Annotated in this window: 19 protein-coding genes, 1 pseudogene and 1 riboswitch; of the genes and pseudogenes, 16 read left to right on the forward strand and 4 right to left on the reverse strand. The window is 35.8% G+C overall.

Going from position 1 to position 19,168, the window contains the following annotated elements; genetic code table 11:
* The first annotated feature begins 7 nt into the window (after positions 1–7).
* The 5 genes and pseudogenes from murC to fumC all read left to right on the forward strand — a co-directional run bounded on the left by murC (position 8) and on the right by fumC (position 6,032).
* Positions 8–1,522: a UDP-N-acetylmuramate--L-alanine ligase gene (gene murC, locus LA754_RS01890; protein WP_006280019.1), complete on the forward strand. Its 1,515-nt coding sequence runs from the start codon at positions 8–10 to the stop codon at positions 1,520–1,522.
* A 208-nt stretch (positions 1,523–1,730) separates the two neighbouring features.
* Positions 1,731–1,880 (forward strand): annotated as a pseudogene (locus LA754_RS01895) (WPE palindromic element domain-containing protein); the annotation flags it as partial.
* 80 nt (positions 1,881–1,960) lie between these two features.
* Positions 1,961–3,235, forward strand: coding sequence for a phosphopyruvate hydratase (gene eno / locus LA754_RS01900; RefSeq protein ID WP_006280017.1), 1,275 nt, complete (start codon positions 1,961–1,963; stop codon positions 3,233–3,235).
* Entirely contained in the window at positions 3,223–4,245 is a 1,023-nt protein-coding gene (gene cgtA / locus LA754_RS01905) for an Obg family GTPase CgtA (protein WP_006280016.1), read from the forward strand. Before eno ends, cgtA begins: the two co-directional genes overlap by 13 nt.
* A 392-nt stretch (positions 4,246–4,637) precedes the next feature.
* A complete protein-coding gene (fumC, locus tag LA754_RS01910; RefSeq protein ID WP_006280015.1) occupies positions 4,638–6,032 on the forward strand; it encodes a class II fumarate hydratase in 1,395 nt (464 codons plus the stop codon).
* 183 nt (positions 6,033–6,215) lie between these two features.
* On the opposite strand, the gene LA754_RS01915 is transcribed toward fumC, so the two are convergent.
* From LA754_RS01915 to LA754_RS01925, 3 genes are all read right to left on the reverse strand, one after another.
* The gene (locus LA754_RS01915) at positions 6,216–7,598 is read right to left on the reverse strand and encodes an IS66-like element ISWen3 family transposase (RefSeq protein WP_006280014.1); all 1,383 of its coding nucleotides are present in this window, start codon (positions 7,596–7,598) and stop codon (positions 6,216–6,218) included.
* Between the two features lie 118 nt (positions 7,599–7,716).
* Positions 7,717–8,040, reverse strand: coding sequence for a Grx4 family monothiol glutaredoxin (grxD, locus tag LA754_RS01920; protein WP_006280013.1), 324 nt, complete (start codon positions 8,038–8,040; stop codon positions 7,717–7,719).
* Positions 8,041–8,055: 15 nt separating this feature from the next.
* Complete coding sequence (locus LA754_RS01925) at positions 8,056–8,274, reverse strand: BolA/IbaG family iron-sulfur metabolism protein (RefSeq protein WP_006280012.1); 219 nt, start codon at positions 8,272–8,274, stop codon at positions 8,056–8,058.
* A 129-nt stretch (positions 8,275–8,403) separates the two neighbouring features.
* Here LA754_RS01925 and LA754_RS01930 point away from each other — a divergent pair, with 129 nt between their 5' ends.
* Positions 8,404–8,613 (forward strand): hypothetical protein, encoded by a 210-nt coding sequence (locus tag LA754_RS01930; protein ID WP_236718362.1) that lies wholly within the window; start codon positions 8,404–8,406, stop codon positions 8,611–8,613.
* Positions 8,614–8,674: 61 nt separating this feature from the next.
* Positions 8,675–9,313: a P44/Msp2 family outer membrane protein gene (locus LA754_RS01935; RefSeq protein ID WP_236718374.1), complete on the forward strand. Its 639-nt coding sequence runs from the start codon at positions 8,675–8,677 to the stop codon at positions 9,311–9,313.
* Positions 9,314–9,327: 14 nt separating this feature from the next.
* Here the strand turns inward: LA754_RS01935 and LA754_RS01940 are convergent, their stop codons facing one another.
* The gene (locus LA754_RS01940; protein WP_077188090.1) at positions 9,328–10,650 is read right to left on the reverse strand and encodes a malic enzyme-like NAD(P)-binding protein; all 1,323 of its coding nucleotides are present in this window, start codon (positions 10,648–10,650) and stop codon (positions 9,328–9,330) included.
* 134 nt (positions 10,651–10,784) lie between these two features.
* On the opposite strand from LA754_RS01940, the gene pgsA reads away from it, so the two are divergent.
* The 9 genes from pgsA (at position 10,785) to LA754_RS01985 (ending at position 19,096) form a co-directional block, all read left to right on the forward strand.
* A complete protein-coding gene (gene pgsA, locus LA754_RS01945; protein ID WP_006280009.1) occupies positions 10,785–11,327 on the forward strand; it encodes a CDP-diacylglycerol--glycerol-3-phosphate 3-phosphatidyltransferase in 543 nt (180 codons plus the stop codon).
* Between the two features lie 111 nt (positions 11,328–11,438).
* Positions 11,439–12,380, forward strand: coding sequence for a hypothetical protein (locus LA754_RS01950; RefSeq protein WP_077188088.1), 942 nt, complete (start codon positions 11,439–11,441; stop codon positions 12,378–12,380).
* A gap of 60 nt (positions 12,381–12,440) precedes the next feature.
* Positions 12,441–13,148 (forward strand): outer membrane protein assembly factor BamD, encoded by a 708-nt coding sequence (locus LA754_RS01955; protein ID WP_006280006.1) that lies wholly within the window; start codon positions 12,441–12,443, stop codon positions 13,146–13,148.
* Positions 13,149–13,207: 59 nt separating this feature from the next.
* Positions 13,208–13,942: a YebC/PmpR family DNA-binding transcriptional regulator gene (locus LA754_RS01960; protein WP_006280005.1), complete on the forward strand. Its 735-nt coding sequence runs from the start codon at positions 13,208–13,210 to the stop codon at positions 13,940–13,942.
* A gap of 3 nt (positions 13,943–13,945) precedes the next feature.
* The gene (locus LA754_RS01965; RefSeq protein ID WP_006280004.1) at positions 13,946–14,842 is read left to right on the forward strand and encodes a M23 family metallopeptidase; all 897 of its coding nucleotides are present in this window, start codon (positions 13,946–13,948) and stop codon (positions 14,840–14,842) included.
* Between the two features lie 7 nt (positions 14,843–14,849).
* Positions 14,850–15,695 (forward strand): SPFH domain-containing protein, encoded by an 846-nt coding sequence (locus LA754_RS01970; protein ID WP_006280003.1) that lies wholly within the window; start codon positions 14,850–14,852, stop codon positions 15,693–15,695.
* Between the two features lie 76 nt (positions 15,696–15,771).
* A riboswitch (TPP riboswitch) is annotated at positions 15,772–15,874 on the forward strand.
* Positions 15,863–16,138, forward strand: a complete 276-nt coding sequence (locus LA754_RS01975; protein WP_006280002.1) for a SemiSWEET family sugar transporter — start codon at positions 15,863–15,865, stop codon at positions 16,136–16,138. (Overlaps the previous riboswitch by 12 nt.)
* Complete coding sequence (locus LA754_RS01980; protein ID WP_006280001.1) at positions 16,119–16,811, forward strand: thiamine diphosphokinase; 693 nt, start codon at positions 16,119–16,121, stop codon at positions 16,809–16,811. The genes LA754_RS01975 and LA754_RS01980 overlap by 20 nt, the downstream gene beginning before the upstream one ends.
* 881 nt (positions 16,812–17,692) lie before the next feature.
* Entirely contained in the window at positions 17,693–19,096 is a 1,404-nt protein-coding gene (locus LA754_RS01985) for a malonyl-CoA decarboxylase (RefSeq protein ID WP_006280000.1), read from the forward strand.
* Positions 19,097–19,168 lie beyond the last annotated feature (72 nt).

Here is a 19,168-nt window from a genome sequence, read left to right on the forward strand (position 1 = left end):
CGATACTATGAGGATTTTAAATTATACTATAATAAATTTAGTAATGAGTAAACATCTACTGCTAAATATTAACAAAACTCAAAAAGGAATAATACATATTATTGGTATAGGTGGAATCGGAATGAGCGCTATTGCTGAAATTCTTCACAATTCCAATTACAAAGTTCAAGGCAGTGATGCACAATCAAACAACAATATAAATAAGTTACAAAAGCTAGGTGTAGAGGTTTATATCGGTCACAATGCTAATAATATAAGCCAAGCTCAAATAGTTGTACATTCTTCTGCAATAGAATCTGATAATGTGGAGTTAATTGCGGCAAAAAATAACAATAAAACCGTTTTGCATAGATCAGACATACTTGCTGAAATTATGAAAGGTAAATATGTGATAGCGGTTTCAGGTTCAAGCGGAAAGACAACAACAACGGCTATGATTGCTTCCATTTTTGATCATTCTAATATTGATGCAACTGTAATTGTAGGAGGAATACTAAATTCGTATCAGAGTAATTCAAAACTTGGAAAGAGTGACACTTTTCTGATCGAGGCTGATGAGTCTGATGGAACTATGCTAAAAATCCCTGCAAAGATTGCTGTCATAACAAGTATCAACAATGACCACATAGATTATTACGGCACATTTGATAATATCAAAAATGCATTTTCCCAATTCGTGAATAATGCAGGTTCTGCAGTTTTATCTGATTCTGTAGACATCGATTATGATGCGAGTAATTCTATAACGTTTGGGTTTGAGAATGGTAGCATAAGAGCCAGCAACATTAAACAGCATGCTAACAGCATAGAATTTGACGTGTTGAACAACTGGATTCCAGCATCAGCTACTTGCATGACAAAAAAGCAGGTGTCATCCCATCACCCTCTGTCATCCCAGTGCGTGACACTGGGATCCAGCCCTTTAAAAAACATAGTACTATCAAACGCAATAGGTATTCACAAAGTAAGCAACGCCTTGGCTGCAATATCAGTTGCGATAAAACTCGGGATTAGCGATGCAGATATTAAAAAAGGCCTTTTGGAATTTCAAGGAGTAGCAAGAAGATTCTCTTTGATTGCCAATATTAAAGGTGTTAAGTTAATTGAGGATTATGCCCATCATCCAAATGAAATATATGCAACTTTAACGGCTGCACGTTCGATTACTAAAGGAAAAGTAATAGGAATTATCGAACCACTTCGTTTTGCTCGCATTCGTAATTTTTTTGATGAATTCATACGAATTTTCATGATGTTTGATTATGTCATCCTTACTCCTGTTCATCCTCCAGAAGATAAGCCCATTCCTGGTTGTGGAATTGATGATATACAAAAAGCTTTAATCAGTAATGGATTTAATAACACAAAAATTATGAATGATGCTTTGCTCATTTCACATTTTATTAGTGATTCGACAAGTCCAGGTGATATAGTATTATTTATTGGTGCTGGTAGTAATATAGCTAAATTGGCAAAGGAAGCTGCAAAGCTCATAGCAGAAACTATACAAACATCTAGTTAAACGATAGAATAAATGCAAGTACTGGTGTCATGCAAACTGGAATCTAGTCAATTGTATATATGGAAAATGAATTTAATTGAGAAAAAGAATCCGGACTGGGAGGATTTATATGATAAAATTGTGTAATAAGGCTGGATCCCAGTGTCGAAGCACACAACTGTACGAACGTTGTGATATGGGGGTAACTTCCACTAAGAATGATGTCATCCCAGTGCCCAGACACTGGGATCCAGAAAACTTAATCGTAAATGAGCACACCAGGTGGCTGTATAGTAAAAGCTGGATTCCAGTGTCAGCTACTTGCATGACACCATCCGCTACTCAAATTACCTGTATATTGCAATGTTCATACACTGAAATGTTACAGCGCTGGGATAACATCTTCCGAGACAGAACGTTCCGTGCACACAATTGTGAATCTAGTAAAGGGTTAATGTAATGAATAAGATAATCAACAATGTATTTGCAAGAGAAATTTTAGATAGCAGGGGTTACCCTACTGTTGAGGTGGAAATTGAACTCTGTGATGGAGTAATAGGTAGAGCATCTGTACCTTCTGGAGCTTCAACTGGTAAATTAGAAGCCTTGGAACTCAGGGACCAAGATGAGAAAAGGTATTGTGGTAAGGGAGTGCTGAAAGCTGTTCAAGCTGTAAATGGGATAATAGCAGATGAAATCTTTGGAATGAATGCAGCGGACCAAAATGCAATTGATAAAGCATTAATTGAACTGGATGGAACAAAAAATAAATCTAAACTTGGAGCAAATGCAACTTTGGGTGTGTCTCTTGCGGTTGCAAAAGCAGCAGCAAACAGCTTCAATATGCCGCTCTACAGATATTTGGGAGGAGAGCAGATGAGTGTTATGCCGGTTCCACTCATTAACATAATTAATGGTGGAGTACATGCAGACAATAAGCTCGATTTCCAAGAATTCATGATTCTTCCGGTCGGGGCTGAGACTTTCAGTGAAGCAATCAGAATGTCTGCGGAGGTGTTCCACAACTTACGTAGCATTCTTAAGAAAAAAGGTTATAGCACAAACGTAGGAGATGAAGGTGGTTTTGCACCAAATATTGAAAGTACTGAAGAAGCACTTGACTTGATCATATACGCTATAGAATCAGCAGGTTATTCAGCGCAAAGTGATTTTGCACTAGGCCTTGATGTTGCTTCATCTACTTTTTATGAAGATGGAATTTACAAATTTGAACACAGAGATCTTACTTCAGAAGAGTTGACTGAATATTATTGTAATCTTGTGGAAAGATATCCAATAATTTCTATAGAAGATGCAATGAGTGAAGACGACTATGAAGGTTGGAAATTACTTACTGCAAAATTGGGGAGTAAAATTCAATTGGTTGGGGATGATTTGTTTGTTACAAATTGTGAACTGATATGCAAAGGAATAGAGGAAAAAATGGCAAATGCTGTACTGATCAAGCCAAATCAAATAGGGACGTTAACAGAAACTTTTGCTGCTATTGAAATGGCAAAATCAAATGGCTATAAAGCTGTTATTTCTCATCGCTCAGGTGAAACAGAAGACACAACAATATCCCACATAGCAGTTGCATCAAATTGCGGGCAAATAAAAACCGGGTCGCTATCGCGTTCTGATAGACTCGCGAAGTATAACGAGCTAATCAGAATAGAAAGCGCATTAGGAAAGGATGCTAAATATTATCGTGGGTTAGCATGGGTTTTATAGACGAAGTAAAATTGTGTTTAAAAGCTGGTGACGGTGGTGATGGCTGTGCAAGTTTTCGTCGAGAAAAGTTCGTTGAATTTGGTGGTCCAAATGGTGGTAATGGAGGAAAGGGTGGAAACATAGTTTTCATCAGCGACGCTAATCTCAACACTTTGCTTCATTTTCGTTATAGAAGACACATTAAAGCAGATAGTGGAAAAAATGGTGCAGGCAGGGATAGATCTGGCACAGCAGGGAAAGACGTTATACTTAAAGTTCCAGTCGGTGCACAAATAATTGATGAAGAAAGTGAAGAGATAATAGTAGACCTTGACAAACCTGGTATGGAATTTCAAGTAGCACAGGGTGGAAAAGGTGGACTTGGAAATACTAATTTTAAATCTTCTACTAATAAGGCACCAAGACATTTTACTTACGGTCAGCCTGGCGAAGAAAAACATGTATTATTAAAACTAAAAGTTTTATCAGATGTTGGAATTATTGGCATGCCAAACGCAGGTAAATCAAAATTTTTGACTCGCTGCTCAAATTCCGATACAAAAGTAGGCGATTATCCATTTACCACCGTAAGACCTCATTTAGGCATGGTAAAAGTGGATGATAGCGAAGTTGTAATAGCAGATATTCCTGGAATAATTACTGATGCTCACCTTGGAGTTGGGCTCGGGCATAAATTTTTAAAGCACATAGAAAGGTGTCAAATTTTACTTCATTTAATCGATGTAACTCACGATGACGTTGTTTCGGCTTATAGTTGTATCCATAATGAATTGGAACTTTACAATAGTGATCTTGTTGAAAAAGAAGAGATTGTAGTATTAAACAAATGCGACTTATTGAGGGAAGCAGAAATTCTGGAAAAGAAGAATCACCTAGCTAATTATCTCAATAAAGAAGTGCTGTGCTTATCAATTAATGGTGATTTACAGCCTATTTTAAGATTATTAAGTGAAAAATTGAAAAAGAGTAATTCTAAGGAAATCGATGTATATGATCCTTTTAAAGCGTAAATTTTCTATTTATGGATGTACAAGAATGGTAGCGTGCAACCAGAACTAAGCGTACAGCTGTGCAAACATCGTGATTTGAGTCCACCAGAAGGGTGTCATCCCAGTGCCCAGACACTGGGATCCAGGAATTTTATTAAGTTGGTAAGCATAAAAGTAGCCGTTTTATGTTAAAATACAACGTTTTGATGATTATGAAAAGGCTGGATTCCAGACTGGAATGACACCATCATAAAGTGAATCAGTGTCAGCTACTTGCATCTACCATGCAAGTTACCTGAAAATTGCAATGTTCGTACACTTGACTACTTGGATCTAGTATGATTTAATTAACCAAGAAGTAGGCATGAAAAAATTATGTAGTGAACCAGTTTGCATAACACCAGGAGGAAAATATGGATAGAAAGACGAGAATAGAATCAGACAGCTTAGGGGAAGTAAAAGTACCAAGTGAACATTACTGGGGAGCGCAGACTCAGCGTTCTTTAGAAAATTTTAAGATTGGCACAGAAAAAATGCCAGAGCCTCTGATTAAAGCATTAGCAATAGTAAAACTTGCAGCAGCGCGTGTTAATATGAAACATGGTGTTATAGATGATAGGGTAGGGGACGCAATTTGCACAGCCGCGAGGGAAGTAATAGATGGCAAATTTAATAATGAATTTCCGCTTGTTGTTTGGCAAACCGGATCCGGAACGCAGACTAATATGAATATGAATGAAGTGATCAGCAATCGTGCAATAGAGATTTTAGGTGGTAATTTGGGTAGTAAATCTCCAATACATCCAAATGATCATGTGAATTATGGTCAGTCGTCAAATGACACCTTTCCAACAGCAATGCATATAGCAGCAGCAGACCAGATAAACCGCTTGCTTATTCCAAATCTTGAAAAATTGCGTAAGGTGCTGGATAATAAGGTTCAGGAATTTAAAGATATAATAAAAGTAGGACGTACTCATCTGCAAGATGCAACGCCCCTAACACTAGGACAGGAGTTCTCTGGCTATGCAGTCCAGATTAAAAAGGGGATAGAGAGAGTAAAATCAACTTTAAGTGATATATATGAGCTTGCACAAGGTGGCACTGCAGTTGGCACGGGACTCAATACTAAAAAGGGTTTTGCTGAAGATTTTTCAAGCCAAGTTGCAGAAATTACTAACCTTCCATTTACTTCAGCAGGCAATAAATTTGAAGCGCTAGCAGCAAATGATGCTTTAGTTGAGCTCAGTGGAACACTCAATACAGTAGCAGTCAGTTTAATGAAAATTGCAAATGATATAAGGTTGCTTGGTTCTGGTCCAAGATGCGGAATTGGGGAAATAATGTTACCGGAAAATGAGCCTGGTTCTTCAATTATGCCAGGTAAAGTGAATCCAACTCAGTGTGAAGCGGTGACTATGGTATGCACTCAAGTTATGGGAAATCATGTTGCTGTAACCATTAGTGGTTCAAACGGTCATTTTGAATTGAATGTGTTTAAGCCAGTGATAATTTACAATGTTTTGCAGTCTATAAGACTTTTAGCTGACGCAAGTTTAAATTTTACAGAAAAATGTGTAGTTGGTATTAAAGCAAATGAAGAGAGGATAAAAGATTTACTGAATCAGTCGTTGATGTTGGTCACTATATTAAATACGCATATAGGGTACGACAATGCAGCAAAAATAGCGAAGCTTGCTTATAAAGAAAATATCACTCTAAAAGAAGCAGCAGCAAAACTTCAACTGCTCACTGAGGAAGAGTTTGAAAGGATAGTGAAACCAGAAGAAATGGTAAATTATTTGTAACCGCTCACACTTAATTCTTCAATCTTACTAATAGAAAGGCCAGTAAACTTGACAATAGTGTTAACATCAACATTATTATCTTGCTTTGTCTACCTTATTTTGCCGCTCCCCTGAACGGATACGGTTTAAGACATAAGATCCTTTTTCATAGCTATACTACGTGTATCCGTTCAGGAGAGTGGTTTAAGAAACAATAGATAGGAGATTTTGGAAAGGATTGAGACCCCTTTGTTTCCAAGTTAAGTATAATGAAATTATCCGCTCAAGGAATGTATTTCCCCGCTTTGATTGTGTAAAATATGAGTTTTTGCGATAAACGACATAATGCCGAATTTGCCGTTCAGCGTGGTTATTTGTCAGCGGAATATTTTCTGGGTCATCTAAAAATTTCCACATCATTCTTTCAGATCTCAGAACATTTTTTGCAACTCGAGAGGCTCCAATTGCTTCAGGTAAACGAGATATCTCCTTCAAGTAATACTTTGTACGTTTTCTTAATTTTCTGGCACGTCTGACAAACCTCAAAACATCTATCTCACTTTTTAGTAAAGCTTTTTTTAGTGCAAATAATTCAGTGGCCACGTTTCTCAAGTAACAACCCAGAACTTTAACTTCAATATTCCAACTATGTGCTAATCTTTCAAAATCTCTTGATAAATGTGCCCAACAGATTTGCCTGTTTTTATCGGCAAAATAATTGTATGCTGCATACCTGTCAGTTATTACCAAGCTATTGCGATTGCAGAATTTACTATTTTGTAAAACTTTCATTCCTCTTGACTCTGTAAATTTTACAAAACTTGCCGTATTGCTTGCAAACATCCAACACCAAGCGAGTTTACCTTTGTTATAATGGCTCGTTTCATCAATATGTAGAACTTTACTCCTACTTATCTCTTGTTCGATCTGCTCATACATTTTTTTGCATTTTGAAGCAACTCTATGTTCACTACTTGATATGCTACCGACGCTTATGTTCAAATTGAAGATATCATTTACGACACTCGCTATTTCGCGTTTTGAATTTTTGTAGAATCCGCTGAACGCTGCAATTATTGACTTAACCCTTGGACCAAATGTATTTGGCGTAACACCTTCCGGTAACTTGCTACTTCTTCTCTTTCCGCATCTCCGACAACGGCCATGTTCTAACTGATATTCCACTACATAAGGCTTGATTTCTGGAAGATCAACTTTCTGATGAATATATGGTTTTTCACATATTGCAATTTCTCCTCCGCATTCGCAAGTATTAGGCAACTCTATCTTTACTACTTTATCTGCATCCATGTTGGCGCGAAAACTTCCTTTATGACCAACCTGACCGCCAATATTCCTTTCGCTTTTCGGCTTATTCTTTTTTATTTTATACAACTCTTTGGAACTTGGTATTGATGAATTTTTTGAGCTTAAACCGAGTCTTTCTCTTAACTCAGCATTTTCTATCTTTAAAGCCTTATTTTCTGCTTTTAAACTTTCATTCTCTTTTTCCAATCTTTCTATTTTTGCTTCTAACCTTTCTATTTTTTGCTGTAAATTTTTGCAAAGTTCTAAAAGGTTTACCATATTATTTCACTTTTGCTCTATGATTATCTTTTTAGATCACCTTGTCTACCTTATTCTGCCACTCCGCTTAACGGATACTACTACGTTATCCAGCGTCTGGGCACTGGTTTCTTGGTACTTATTCCGCAATAATTTTTTTTTCCTTCAATAAACTTTGCAGTTCGCCTTTTTCGTACATCTCGCGAGTGATGTCGCAACCACCAATAAACTCTTCCTTTATATATAATTGTGGAATTGTTGGCCAATCAGAAAACTTTTTTATAGATTCACGTATTTCATCATTCTCCAACACGTTAATATACTTAAACTTCACGTTCAATTTTTTTAGGATTGACACGACGAGTCCAGAGAATCCGCATTGAGGAAAATCAGAAGTGCCTTTCATATACAATACCACATCATTTTCTGTTATATCTTTTTTTATTTGTTCAAAATTGCTCATAAATTCACCTTATTTTTAAGTATTAGTTTCCAGTTGCAAGGCGTGTATAGACTGACCTTCCAGAGCTTTATATACCATTTTATGCTGTTCTATTTTTGTCTTTCCAAGAAAACACTTGGAGTTTATTTTTAAATGATAATGGTCATCATCTCCAGCAAGATCATGAATCTTTATATCAGCGTCGGGGAACGATTGTTTGATGATTCTCTCTAATTCGTGAATTGCAATAGTCATTGATTTGCTTTAAATTACAATACTTTCATTATAAATCTAAAACGATTGAGCGCAATAAAAAGTTGCTATCATAAAAAATAGAAGCATACTATAATAATGGAATGACAAGTTATGCAGGGAGGCTTTGTGGTGGGCGAAAGATTTAAATTCACATATCTATTGGTTTTGCTAACTTTTTCATTTAGGTGCTTATCTTACGATGATAGAATAAATAACTTAGAGAATGTTTACATCAAAGCTAACTATTTTGGAGCATTCTTCAATGCAATAGGTTCTCTAGAAGGAAAAGAAGATGCAGGTGACAATATAACAGAGGGGGTTTTTAGTTTTAATAAGTAAGGAGCGAATTGAAGCTGGATACAGTCCTAAATATGTTCCAGGGTTTGCCGGTAGTGCTGCAATAGGGTATTTATTCAAAAATATGAGAGTTGAGTTTGAAGGCTTATATTCTCAGACTAACTTATATGATGAAGATTATTCAGATAAGAAAAAAGCAAGATATATTGAACTTCTTCGTCACAATGATGCGTCTACTGGAGCGGAATGCAATTCACCTTGGAGAAGTGGAAAGGTTGATATTCACATTCAAGAAAATTGTAGTGTTGAAGCAGAGTTCAGAGCTGCATTTAAGATGAAAAATGAAGGTTTTAATAACTTAGCTGGAATGGTCAATGTATATCGTGATTTTAATATAGCAAAAATGCCATTCACCCCATATGTTGGTATTGGTGCAGGTGTAACTAGGGTTAAATTTCTAGGAAAAACCAGATATGCCTTGGCTTACCAAGCAAAACTTGGTATCAATCACCAACTTACAGCACAAACTCAAGCATTTGCTGGTTTACGCTATTTTGGTATCCTTGATAACCAATTTAAAGATATTGTACCAGGAATAAAGATACTAGCTGGTGAAGGATATATTCCTGCCGGTGGAGGAAGTAAAGTCGATGAAACTGCACGTGTTGAATCAACAACTGCAACCATTACCAATAGGTTTGGCATATATGGCTTAGAGTTTGGGTTGGTTTATCACTTTTAACTTTATCCAATAAATTACATATGTGAAGATAGTAAATTCAGCGTGCTGAGAACATTAGAAAGACGAGATTTTAATTGATTTTCATATTTACTCCAATCTTGTATTGCCTTTCTTGCAACACCTGAATCAACTGCGGCTTTTGCAACAGCAGGAGCTACTATAGAAATTAATCTTGGGTCAAATGGAGTAGGTATTATATATTCACGTCCATAGCCCATTTTACGACCGCCATAGACTGCAGATATCTCACCTGGTACTGGCTCACGGGCAAGCTTTGCTATTGCATCTGCAGCTGCAATTTTCATTTCATCATTTATTGTTGTTGCATGTACATCAAGTGCCCCTCTAAATATATAAGGAAAACCCATTACGTTGTTGACTTGGTTGTTGTAATCTGACCTACCAGTTGCAATTATTGCATCTGGCCTCACAGATTTTGCAAACTCAGGCCTTACTTCTGGATCGGGATTGGCAAGAGCAAAAATAATCGGGTCTTTGCCCATACTCTTTAACATCTCTTCATTTAACACATCTTTTGCAGATAGTCCGATGAATACATCAGCGCCTTTTATTGTATCAAGTAGAGAACGTTCGGAAGTATCAATTGCATACTTTTCCTTCCACTCATTCATATCCTCGTTTCTACCTTTGTATATTACTCCTTGCTTATCACACAGCACTATATTTTTAGCGCCCATGGACTTTAGTATTTCTAAACATGCAATACCGGCTGCTCCAGCACCATTCATAATGATCTTAACGTCCTCTAATTTCTTTTCAACAATATCAAGAGCATTTTCTATGCCAGCTGCAACAACCACCGCAGTTCCATGCTGGTCATCATGGAACACTGGAATATCCATCAGTTCATTCAGGCGTTTCTCTATTATAAAACAATCGGGAGATCTTATATCTTCTAAATTTATCCCCCCCCAACTTGGCCCAAGATACCTTACTGCATTGATGAAATCTTCTATATTTTCTGTACCAACTTCTATATCAACTGCATCAATATCAGCAAAACGCTTAAATAAAACAGCTTTGCCTTCCATGACAGGTTTTGCAGCAAGAGGACCGATATTACCAAGTCCAAGCACTGCAGTGCCATTTGAAATGACAGCAACACAGTTGCTTTTTGCTGTATAATCATAAACAACCTCAGGATTTTTAGCTATTTCAAGGCACGGAGCTGCAACACCAGGGGAATAAGCAAGTGACAAATCATACTGGGTAGATAAAGGTTTTGTTGGCATGATTGAAATTTTACCAGGGTTACCACCTCTGCTGTGATACTTAAGCGCTTCTTGTTTTGTGGTACTATCTAAATCATCGTTCATCATTACATCCTTATATTTTAAGCTTGTATTTTTTAAGTATATGGAGTTTTTATAAATGTTCAATTGTAAACTATTAACTTGTGAACTCTGTTGTACTTCTGTATAAGTTTACCTATTACGTAAGATGATATTACATGCTTAAAAAAAACGTGCCTAATTTGCTTACAATTTCTCGTGCACTTGCAATACCAGCAATAATATTAAGTTTTTATATAGAAAATAAATATGCAGGCCTGATAACAGTATCAATCTTTGTGTTTGCGTGCATTACGGATTTTTTTGATGGTTACCTGGCGCGTGCGTGGAAAGTCCAATCAAAGTTTGGCAAGCTATTTGATCCAATTGCTGACAAATTAATAGTGGTTTCAACGATAATTATGCTAGTTTATAAGCATAAGATAAATGATTTTACAATAGTACCATCGATTATCATCATCTGTCGGGAGATATTAGTCTCGGGTTTACGGGAGTTTCTGATAGCTACAAATGTTAGTCTACCTGTAAGCAAAGCTGGAAAAATTAAAACATTTTTGCAGATGGTTGCTGTAGTAGCGCTAATAATGAACGATTATTATATGATTCAATATACAGGTGCGATTTGTTTATGGGTTGCAGCTATTATAACTATGTGGTCAGGCTATAATTATATCCTAGCCGGCATCAAACAGATTGGTTAAATCTCCTAGGAAATAGTTAATAGACAAGAGTAGTTAATATCTTAGTGATATTGACTCAGAAAGCAAAAAGGTGTATAATTGTATTAACTTACAACTAATTAGGTTAATATTATGAAAATACCTAGTGGCAAATTTTCTTCTACTAAAAAGGTTCCAGGAAAGAATAAGAAAAAAAGAGATTTTGAACCATTAGAAGAGTTTTTTTGGGATTTTTGGCCAACAGTTGATAAAGAAGTCAAAAGAGAAAGGCTAGAACAAGAACTATTAGCACTAAAAAAAAGAGAGCTATATAGAAAATGTGCATCATTGGCAACAATGGTCCCATTTACATTGCTGATGGCGATTGAACTGGAAAAAACATATAGCGATCAGGTATTACTTGGCGTGATAAGTGGCGCGCTAAGCCACACTATATTACCTTTTACAGTCTTATCTCTTATTTGTACGCTATATTTAATTTACAATAATAGGAAGATAGCACAAAAAGAACGAGAGTTGGAGATTATTGAAAATGGAGAGGAAGTAAAGGAAAAAGAGCACAATATTTCTGATATAGGTCAGTGTTTGATCTATATTGAGGCTATAACAACTGCACTGGTTATTGTAGGTATGATAATGGGTGAAACATCTTCACTTGAAGCAGCAGAGGATGCAATTTTATTTCTTGCCAATGCAATTGCTTTTCTTGCAACTCTTGTTTCTTATATTGATAAGCATGAAAAAAATAAGAAAAAGGAAACAGAAAAGTCTGATCTTGATGAGAAATCTAGCAAGAAAACTAGCAATATATCTGTAGCCGGATTGGCGCTTGCTGGTTCTTCTGTATTTTTAATAAGAAGGATAATGTTAATAGCATTAGCATCGTCCTTAAATCCTGCTGTTGGAACTACTTTAGGCTTGATAGGTATTGCAATTTTTATGGCTGTACAGGTCTTAACTATACATTCCTACAGTAAGACGCTGAAAGATCCAAAAGTGGAAGGACGAGGTGAATCAAGAAATGCAGGTAGTTCTGACCGTAGTTATAAAGAAGAAGGGCCGGCTATTGCCTAAGAAATTTATTTATTTAAGTAATATTTAGGTCTATACTTTATTTTGATCGAAAAAAATCTTATGTATAAGACTTTAATCACGTGCTTTATTTTCCTAATTTGCTCCTTTACACAATCGTATGCGGATGATCTTGAAAAAACTGAGACTGAACTATATGAAGAAGCAGTTGAACTTTTTGACCAGAAAAAATATAAACAAGCTGTTAGGGCATTTCATAAGATAGAGGATTTGTATCCTTTTTCTTATTGGGCAATGAAAGCAAAATTATTATCTGGGGTCTCTCACTATAATATGGGTAACTATAGCAGTGCTGCAAGTGATATGGCTGATTATATATATGTTTATTCAAATGGTGAAGATTTACCATATGTATACTACTTAAGAGTATTATCTTATTACATGCAAATTAATAAAGTGCAACTTGGACAGCAAACTGCATATAAAACTTTAGAGCTGGCTACAGAATACATTAATCTCTTTCCAGGCAGCGAATATGTAGGCGAGATAAAGGAAAAAGCAAAGCTAATCACAGAACATATATCAACAAAAGAGTATTCTATCGGTAAATTTTACTTGAAGCGTGGTGAATATTTAGCAGCAATTAAGCGTTTCCAGAATATAGAAAGCTATAAAGATTCTAAATATTTTTCTAAGTCTATTAACTATTTAATAGCAGCCCATTCAGCTCTTGGCCTTGACTTAGAAGTTGAGCAGTATGAAAGTATGTTATTAGCAGAAAACCTGCAAGATGACAAGCCAGAGGCTTGAAAATTTGCTTTAGCTTTTTCTATGCTTTGATATATAATTAGGTTTTTAACTATTTGAATATGGCTGGTCATTCACAATTTTCAAATATAAAACATCGGAAAGGCGCTCAGGATGCAAAGCGCTCTCAAAAATTTACGAAGCTGATCAGAGAAATAGCAGTTGCTGCAAAGCAAGGGCTACCCGAACTCAACCCGCGCCTTCGCTCTGCTATATTTGCTGCACGCAAGGAAAATCTACCAAAAGATAAAATAGAAACAGCAATAAAAAATGCAACTGGTAACGTTGCTGGAGAAAATTACGAGGAAATACAATATGAAGGTCATGGGCCTTCTGGCACTGCACTCATTGTCCATGCCTTGACTAATAACCGCAACCGTACTGCTTCTGAGGTACGTTATATATTTTCTCGCAAGGGTGGAAACTTGGGAGAAACAGGAAGTGTTAGTTACCTTTTTGATCATGTAGGTTTAATTGTCTATAAAGCAGAGGGTGTGAATTTTGATGATTTATTCAGTCATGGAATCGAATTAGAAGTATTGAATGTTGAGGAAAATGACAAAGAAGGATTACACGTTATAACTTGTGAAATAAAAGATTTTGGTAAAGTACGCGATGCCTTTTATGCAAAATTCGGAGAACCAGAACTTGCTCGTCTTTCACGGCAGCCAAAAGATCTGATTGAAATTAGCGATAAAGAGTTAATTGATAAATTATCTGCATTGGTTGAAGAACTAGAAGATAACGACGATGTACAGTATGTGGAAGGTAATTTTACTTTTGTTGATGCTGTTTAAATGATGAAGCTGTTTATATTTATACTGTTTTATATTTTACCAATATTTAATATACACGCCCTTAAGACTCCAGATAACAGTAAAGAGACTTTTTTAATATCCAGTACCATAAAATCTTCCTTTTTTGCCACGGGAATTGAGCAAGGGTTGGCGCCAAATACAGTGGTGAAATTGATCAACATATATAAAGATTTCGGTGTTGATTTTAAAAAAGACATTGTGCCGAAGAGTAAATTGGAAGTTCTTTTTGAGAGATTGCCTAATAATCAGAAGACTGAAGAAAAAATTTTATATGCTTCACTGACAATAAACAAGAAAGCTATTAGTTTATATCATTATAAATCGCAAGACGGCAAAGAAAGGTATTTTAATAAAGAAGGAATAAGCTTAAAAAATGGCGAAATTTTTGCAAATCCTTTAAATGGAGATTATCGCATATCCTCAAAATTTGGAAATAGAAAGCATCCTGTTCGCGGTAAAATTGCTTTTCACAAAGGAGTGGATTATGCAGCTAAACTTGGCACTCCCATATACGCTGCTGCAGAGGGTGTGATAGAATATATAGGAAAGAATGGTGGCTATGGAAATTACATCAAAATAAAACACAAAAATGAATATTCAACCTGTTACGCGCATATAAGTAGATTTAGTGGCGATATAAAGTTAGGCTCTAAAGTAAAGCAGGGGCAGATCATCGCTTATGTTGGTAGCACTGGTGTTGCAACAGGACCTCATTTACATTACGAAGTTATATATAACGGCAAACACATCGATCCGCTTACGATAGCGCATAAAACTGAAGTAAAATTGCCTGATCATGAATTAAGAGAGTTTAAACTATTTGTAAATAAGATAAATAAAACGATCAACAGAGAGGGTTCAAGTGAAAAAGAAGTTTAAAGACAATATGGATAAGAATACGATAAACGATAGAAATTTAAGTCAACTCCGGTTTTTTCCTGTACTAATAGCGCTAGGATTAATTTTATCGCTGCTTTTTTTGGCATATGACAGCACAATTGCACTTGGAGTTGCTGCCGTTTCAATTTTGACTTTTCTTCAAGGATTTTTTATTAATGACCCTAATGAAGCAAGAGTGATAGAATTTTTTGGTCATTATATTGGAACTTATTTTAAGTCTGGAATATGTGTAACGCTTCCCTTTTCAAGCAAATACGTAGTTTCCCTAAAATTTCAGAATATTAACACAGAAAAAATAAAAGTTAATGATGCAAATGGAAGTCCAATAGAGATTTCTGCAGTAATTGTTTGGAGAGTGAGCAGTCCTGCAAAGGCGTATTATAATGTTAACAACTATCACGAATTTGTTTTTGTACAAAGTGACTCGGTAATTAGAGAATTGGCGAGCAATTATCCGTATGATAGCGAAAGCGATGAGGAATCTTTACGTAAAAATTCTGATAAAATTTCAGATGAATTGCGGTCAATGTTACAACAAAGATTAGATATTGCAGGAATTGAGATTACAGAAGCAAGAATATCGCATTTGGCGTATTCGTCCGAGATTGCACAAGCAATGTTAAGGCGCCAACAAGCACATGCTATCACTTCGGCAAGAAGGCATATAGTGCAAAATGCAATAGGAATTGTCGAGGAAGTAATAGCTCATTTTGAAAAAAACAAAAGCTTACAATTAGATGGCAAGCAAAAGGTTCAATTGATAAATAATTTGTTGGTTGCCCTAATCTCTGAGCAAGATGCACAACCGACGATTAGTTTAGATAATAATTAGCATAGAAGCCGATTGGGTTTCATAAATGCAAGTCACTATTAATTTCTTGATTAATAGACTAAATGATGTTATAAATTACACGCATTAGGGGTGCTCTAGAAAAGCTGAGAGTACATAAAGTACAACCCTTTGAACCTGATATTGTTAAAGCAAGCGTAGGAAAATGTATGTATATAAATATTGAAGAATGCTTCGGCTTCATTGCGTTAATTGCATCTCTAATTGGATTATCACCTCAAGTATATAAAGCATATATCACTAAAGTTACTCGTGATGTATCGATGTTAATGTTAGTAAACTATCTTATTTGTTCATTGTCTTGGATTGGCTATGGTCTTTACCAGAGCTCAATTTTTGTGGTGCTTAGCAATATTGCTGGATTAGTGATTAGCATAATATCAATTATTCAAAAATGTTACTACGATGCAAAACCTGCACCATGATCATGTGCTGCACTGCAGTACACAACAACAATATCGTTCTATTGTAGTGCTAAATGGAAAAATACCGAGCTCATCGTTTTTTAAACGAGATATACCTATTATTGCTGTAGATGGAGGAGCAAACAAGCTTCTATCAATTGGCGTAAAACCTGATCTTGTAGTAGGAGATTTGGATAGCGTAAATCTGGATTTACGTGCTAATTTGAATACGATATATCTACCTGATCAAGATTATTGCGACTTTTCTAAAGCAATGGCTCACTTAAAAACAGTAAAGTTATTGCCATCAATAGTAACGGGTATTACTGGAGGAGCAATTGATCACATACTACAGAATATTAACATTTTTCTAAGTACGGGCAGTATCTTTTACACACCTTCACCTCCCATGGTAGGTTACACTTTACGAAAAGGTATTACCCATTTTTTTTCTTTGCCAAAAAATACTAAAATATCTTTACTTGGTATACCGAGAGCTCAAATATCAACCAAAGGATTAAAATGGGAACTGCATCTTAGCAACCTTGCCTTTCCAGGAAAGAATTCTTGCTTTAATCGAAGCCTGAGCAATGAGGCATATATAGAAGTACACAGTGGTATATGTTTGGTGATGGTTTATTTAGAAGCAGTAGATGATGCTGCAAGACATCATGTGCGTCAAGTTAAGAAGTAAATAGACTTCTTGCATAACCCAAACTAAGTAGAAAAAAGGTATCATCCAAGTAGCTAACACTGGTTCCTTTATGACGTGTCATTCCAGTGTTAAACACTGGAATGACAGCAGTCCTACGTCATACCGCCGCGGTATCTCAGCCGCTAACAAGTAGCGGGATGACGGTTGTCGTTTAGCCATAAATGTTTAAGAAATTTACCAAATAAAAAAAAGGCAAAAGAAGCCCTAGTCATTGTCTATTTTCAGTATTGGCGTTTTTTAAGTCTTAAACACTGCAATTTAGCTGCTTTTAAAAGCAACTAACCTTAGTTTAAATGTTTAAGGAATTTACTAGGCAGAAAAAAAAGGCAAAGAAAACCCGTGGTAGCTAGTTATTACACTCTCTATTTTAAAATTTGACGTTGGGTGATGTCTTGAACGCTTTACAAGCGCGTTTCAGCTTATGTAGGTAAAAACCTAGAAATTTGATAAAGACATAAGGTGCACATAGTGCAAAAAATTAAACAATAGTACGCCAAATACAAGTTTTCTTGTCATTTTAATCTGCTGCAGAGATTGCGAAGTTAAATAAAATAGCTTCACTTCCATGATAAGAGGGCTGGCGGAGTTTGTCAAGCAAGTTTTTTTGTTTCTACTGAATGACAGTTGTGGCTTGGGAGGTAGTGCAAGAAGTCTATTGTATTACTGAATTATTAATAATCTAGTAATAGTGCCTGCTATGTAGCTAAAATTTTCCTTTAACTTAAGCTATATGTAGCTAAAATAACTTGGGTTTACCGACGATTTGACAAACGATAAATTCGTCATCCCGCTGCTTGTTAGCGGGATACCGCGGCAGTATGACCCTGACTTGCATTAGCCATGTATAATAAAGGGAATCTATGACAAAAGAATCATTGGTAAAAACTGATATAGTGAAAGTTGAAGACAAAAAAGCGGTAAGAAGCTTTTTTAAAATACTAGGTGGAGTGGCAGATGCTGTAAGATCGTGGATTGGTAACATCAGTCCTGATTTAAGCAACAGTCGCGATATCGATAGTTTAGTCTTGAAGATGAACGAGTGCTTAAATCCAAAGGGAGGGGAGGTTTCAGCACGTAAAAACGCTGTATCTCTTGGTAACTTGTACTTAAGCTTATCAGAGAAAGGTAAAATAAAATTTCTACAAACCCTGGCAGAAAAATTTAATCCGAATAAAGCGGAAATAGATGAGAAAATTAGAGAGTATAAGAAAAACCAAGATCCCGAGTTAAACTATAAATTTGAACAGGATTTAATAAAAATTCTTGAATCACCACGTTCTAAAATATTGAAGCAATTTATTTCTTTACCAGAAGGCCTTAAGTTTATTGTTGATATGCGTTCTGATGTGCTTAAGCTAAAGAACCAATATAGAGGCTTGAATCCACTAGAGAGGGAATTAAAAAATATACTCTATACTTGGGTTGATGTTGATCTACTCGATCTTCGTCAAATCACTTGGGATTCACCTGCATCATTGCTAGAAAAACTTATAAAATATGAAGCTGTGCATAAAATTTCCTCTTGGGGCGACCTAAAAAACAGACTAGATTCTGATCGTCTCTGTTTTGCTTTTTTTCATTACAAGATACCAAACGAACCTCTAATTTTTGTAGAGGTTGCATTGGTGGATAAGATTGCAGATAGCATTCAACACCTTTTAGATGAGTCAGTACCTTCAAATGATCCGAGTAATGCAAGCACTGCTATATTCTATTCAATATCAAACACTCAAGCAGGGTTATCTGGAATCAGCCTTGGTAATTTTTTGATCAAAAGGGTTGTAGAAAAGCTATCACAGGAGTTTAAAAGTATAAAAACATATGCAACTCTTTCTCCAATACCTGGCTTTACGAAATGGCTAAAAAACAATCTAAACCAAGATGTCACTTTATTGGGCAAACTAAATATAAAACAATCTAGTGCAGAAATTTTAGAAAGTGCAGAGCAATTAAAAACTAATGTTGAATGTACAAATGAAACTAAACAATGCATGCTTAAACTATGTGCATATTATTTACTAAAAGTTAAGAACAATAGTGGCGATGCTTATGACCCGGTGGCGCATTTTCATTTAAGCAATGGTGCATCGATAAAACAATTAAACTGGATGGCGGATACTTCTGAAAAGGGTATTAGTCAGTCAGCCGGGATGATGGTAAATTATCTATATGAGTTGCCTAAAATAGATAATAATCATGAAAACTATATGGTTAATAAAGTGATTTCCTGCTCGAAAAAAGTGTCGTCTATGTTGAAGGAGTAAATAGTCTCTTAATAAAGGATTGCCCTCACAACACTTAAAATGTAAAATGGTTCTACTTAAGTAAAATAGCCA

Source organism: Wolbachia endosymbiont of Muscidifurax uniraptor (assembly GCF_054149795.1).

Excerpts from the sequence above, each read along its gene's own strand:
- LA754_RS01925 (WP_006280012.1), bottom strand. The coding sequence starts at position 8,274 with ATGACTATTGCAATTCACGAATTAGAGAGAATCATCAAACAATCGTTC.
- LA754_RS01970 (WP_006280003.1), top strand. The coding sequence starts at position 14,850 with ATGGATAAGAATACGATAAACGATAGAAATTTAAGTCAACTCCGGTTT.
- eno (WP_006280017.1), top strand. The coding sequence starts at position 1,961 with ATGAATAAGATAATCAACAATGTATTTGCAAGAGAAATTTTAGATAGC.
- cgtA (WP_006280016.1), top strand. The coding sequence starts at position 3,223 with ATGGGTTTTATAGACGAAGTAAAATTGTGTTTAAAAGCTGGTGACGGT.
- LA754_RS01940 (WP_077188090.1), bottom strand. The coding sequence starts at position 10,650 with ATGAACGATGATTTAGATAGTACCACAAAACAAGAAGCGCTTAAGTAT.
- LA754_RS01985 (WP_006280000.1), top strand. The coding sequence starts at position 17,693 with ATGACAAAAGAATCATTGGTAAAAACTGATATAGTGAAAGTTGAAGAC.
- LA754_RS01960 (WP_006280005.1), top strand. The coding sequence starts at position 13,208 with ATGGCTGGTCATTCACAATTTTCAAATATAAAACATCGGAAAGGCGCT.
- LA754_RS01955 (WP_006280006.1), top strand. The coding sequence starts at position 12,441 with ATGTATAAGACTTTAATCACGTGCTTTATTTTCCTAATTTGCTCCTTT.
- grxD (WP_006280013.1), bottom strand. The coding sequence starts at position 8,040 with ATGAGCAATTTTGAACAAATAAAAAAAGATATAACAGAAAATGATGTG.
- murC (WP_006280019.1), top strand. The coding sequence starts at position 8 with ATGAGGATTTTAAATTATACTATAATAAATTTAGTAATGAGTAAACAT.
- fumC (WP_006280015.1), top strand. The coding sequence starts at position 4,638 with ATGGATAGAAAGACGAGAATAGAATCAGACAGCTTAGGGGAAGTAAAA.
- LA754_RS01965 (WP_006280004.1), top strand. The coding sequence starts at position 13,946 with ATGAAGCTGTTTATATTTATACTGTTTTATATTTTACCAATATTTAAT.
- pgsA (WP_006280009.1), top strand. The coding sequence starts at position 10,785 with ATGCTTAAAAAAAACGTGCCTAATTTGCTTACAATTTCTCGTGCACTT.
- LA754_RS01950 (WP_077188088.1), top strand. The coding sequence starts at position 11,439 with ATGAAAATACCTAGTGGCAAATTTTCTTCTACTAAAAAGGTTCCAGGA.
- LA754_RS01915 (WP_006280014.1), bottom strand. The coding sequence starts at position 7,598 with ATGGTAAACCTTTTAGAACTTTGCAAAAATTTACAGCAAAAAATAGAA.
- LA754_RS01980 (WP_006280001.1), top strand. The coding sequence starts at position 16,119 with ATGCAAAACCTGCACCATGATCATGTGCTGCACTGCAGTACACAACAA.
- LA754_RS01975 (WP_006280002.1), top strand. The coding sequence starts at position 15,863 with ATGTATATAAATATTGAAGAATGCTTCGGCTTCATTGCGTTAATTGCA.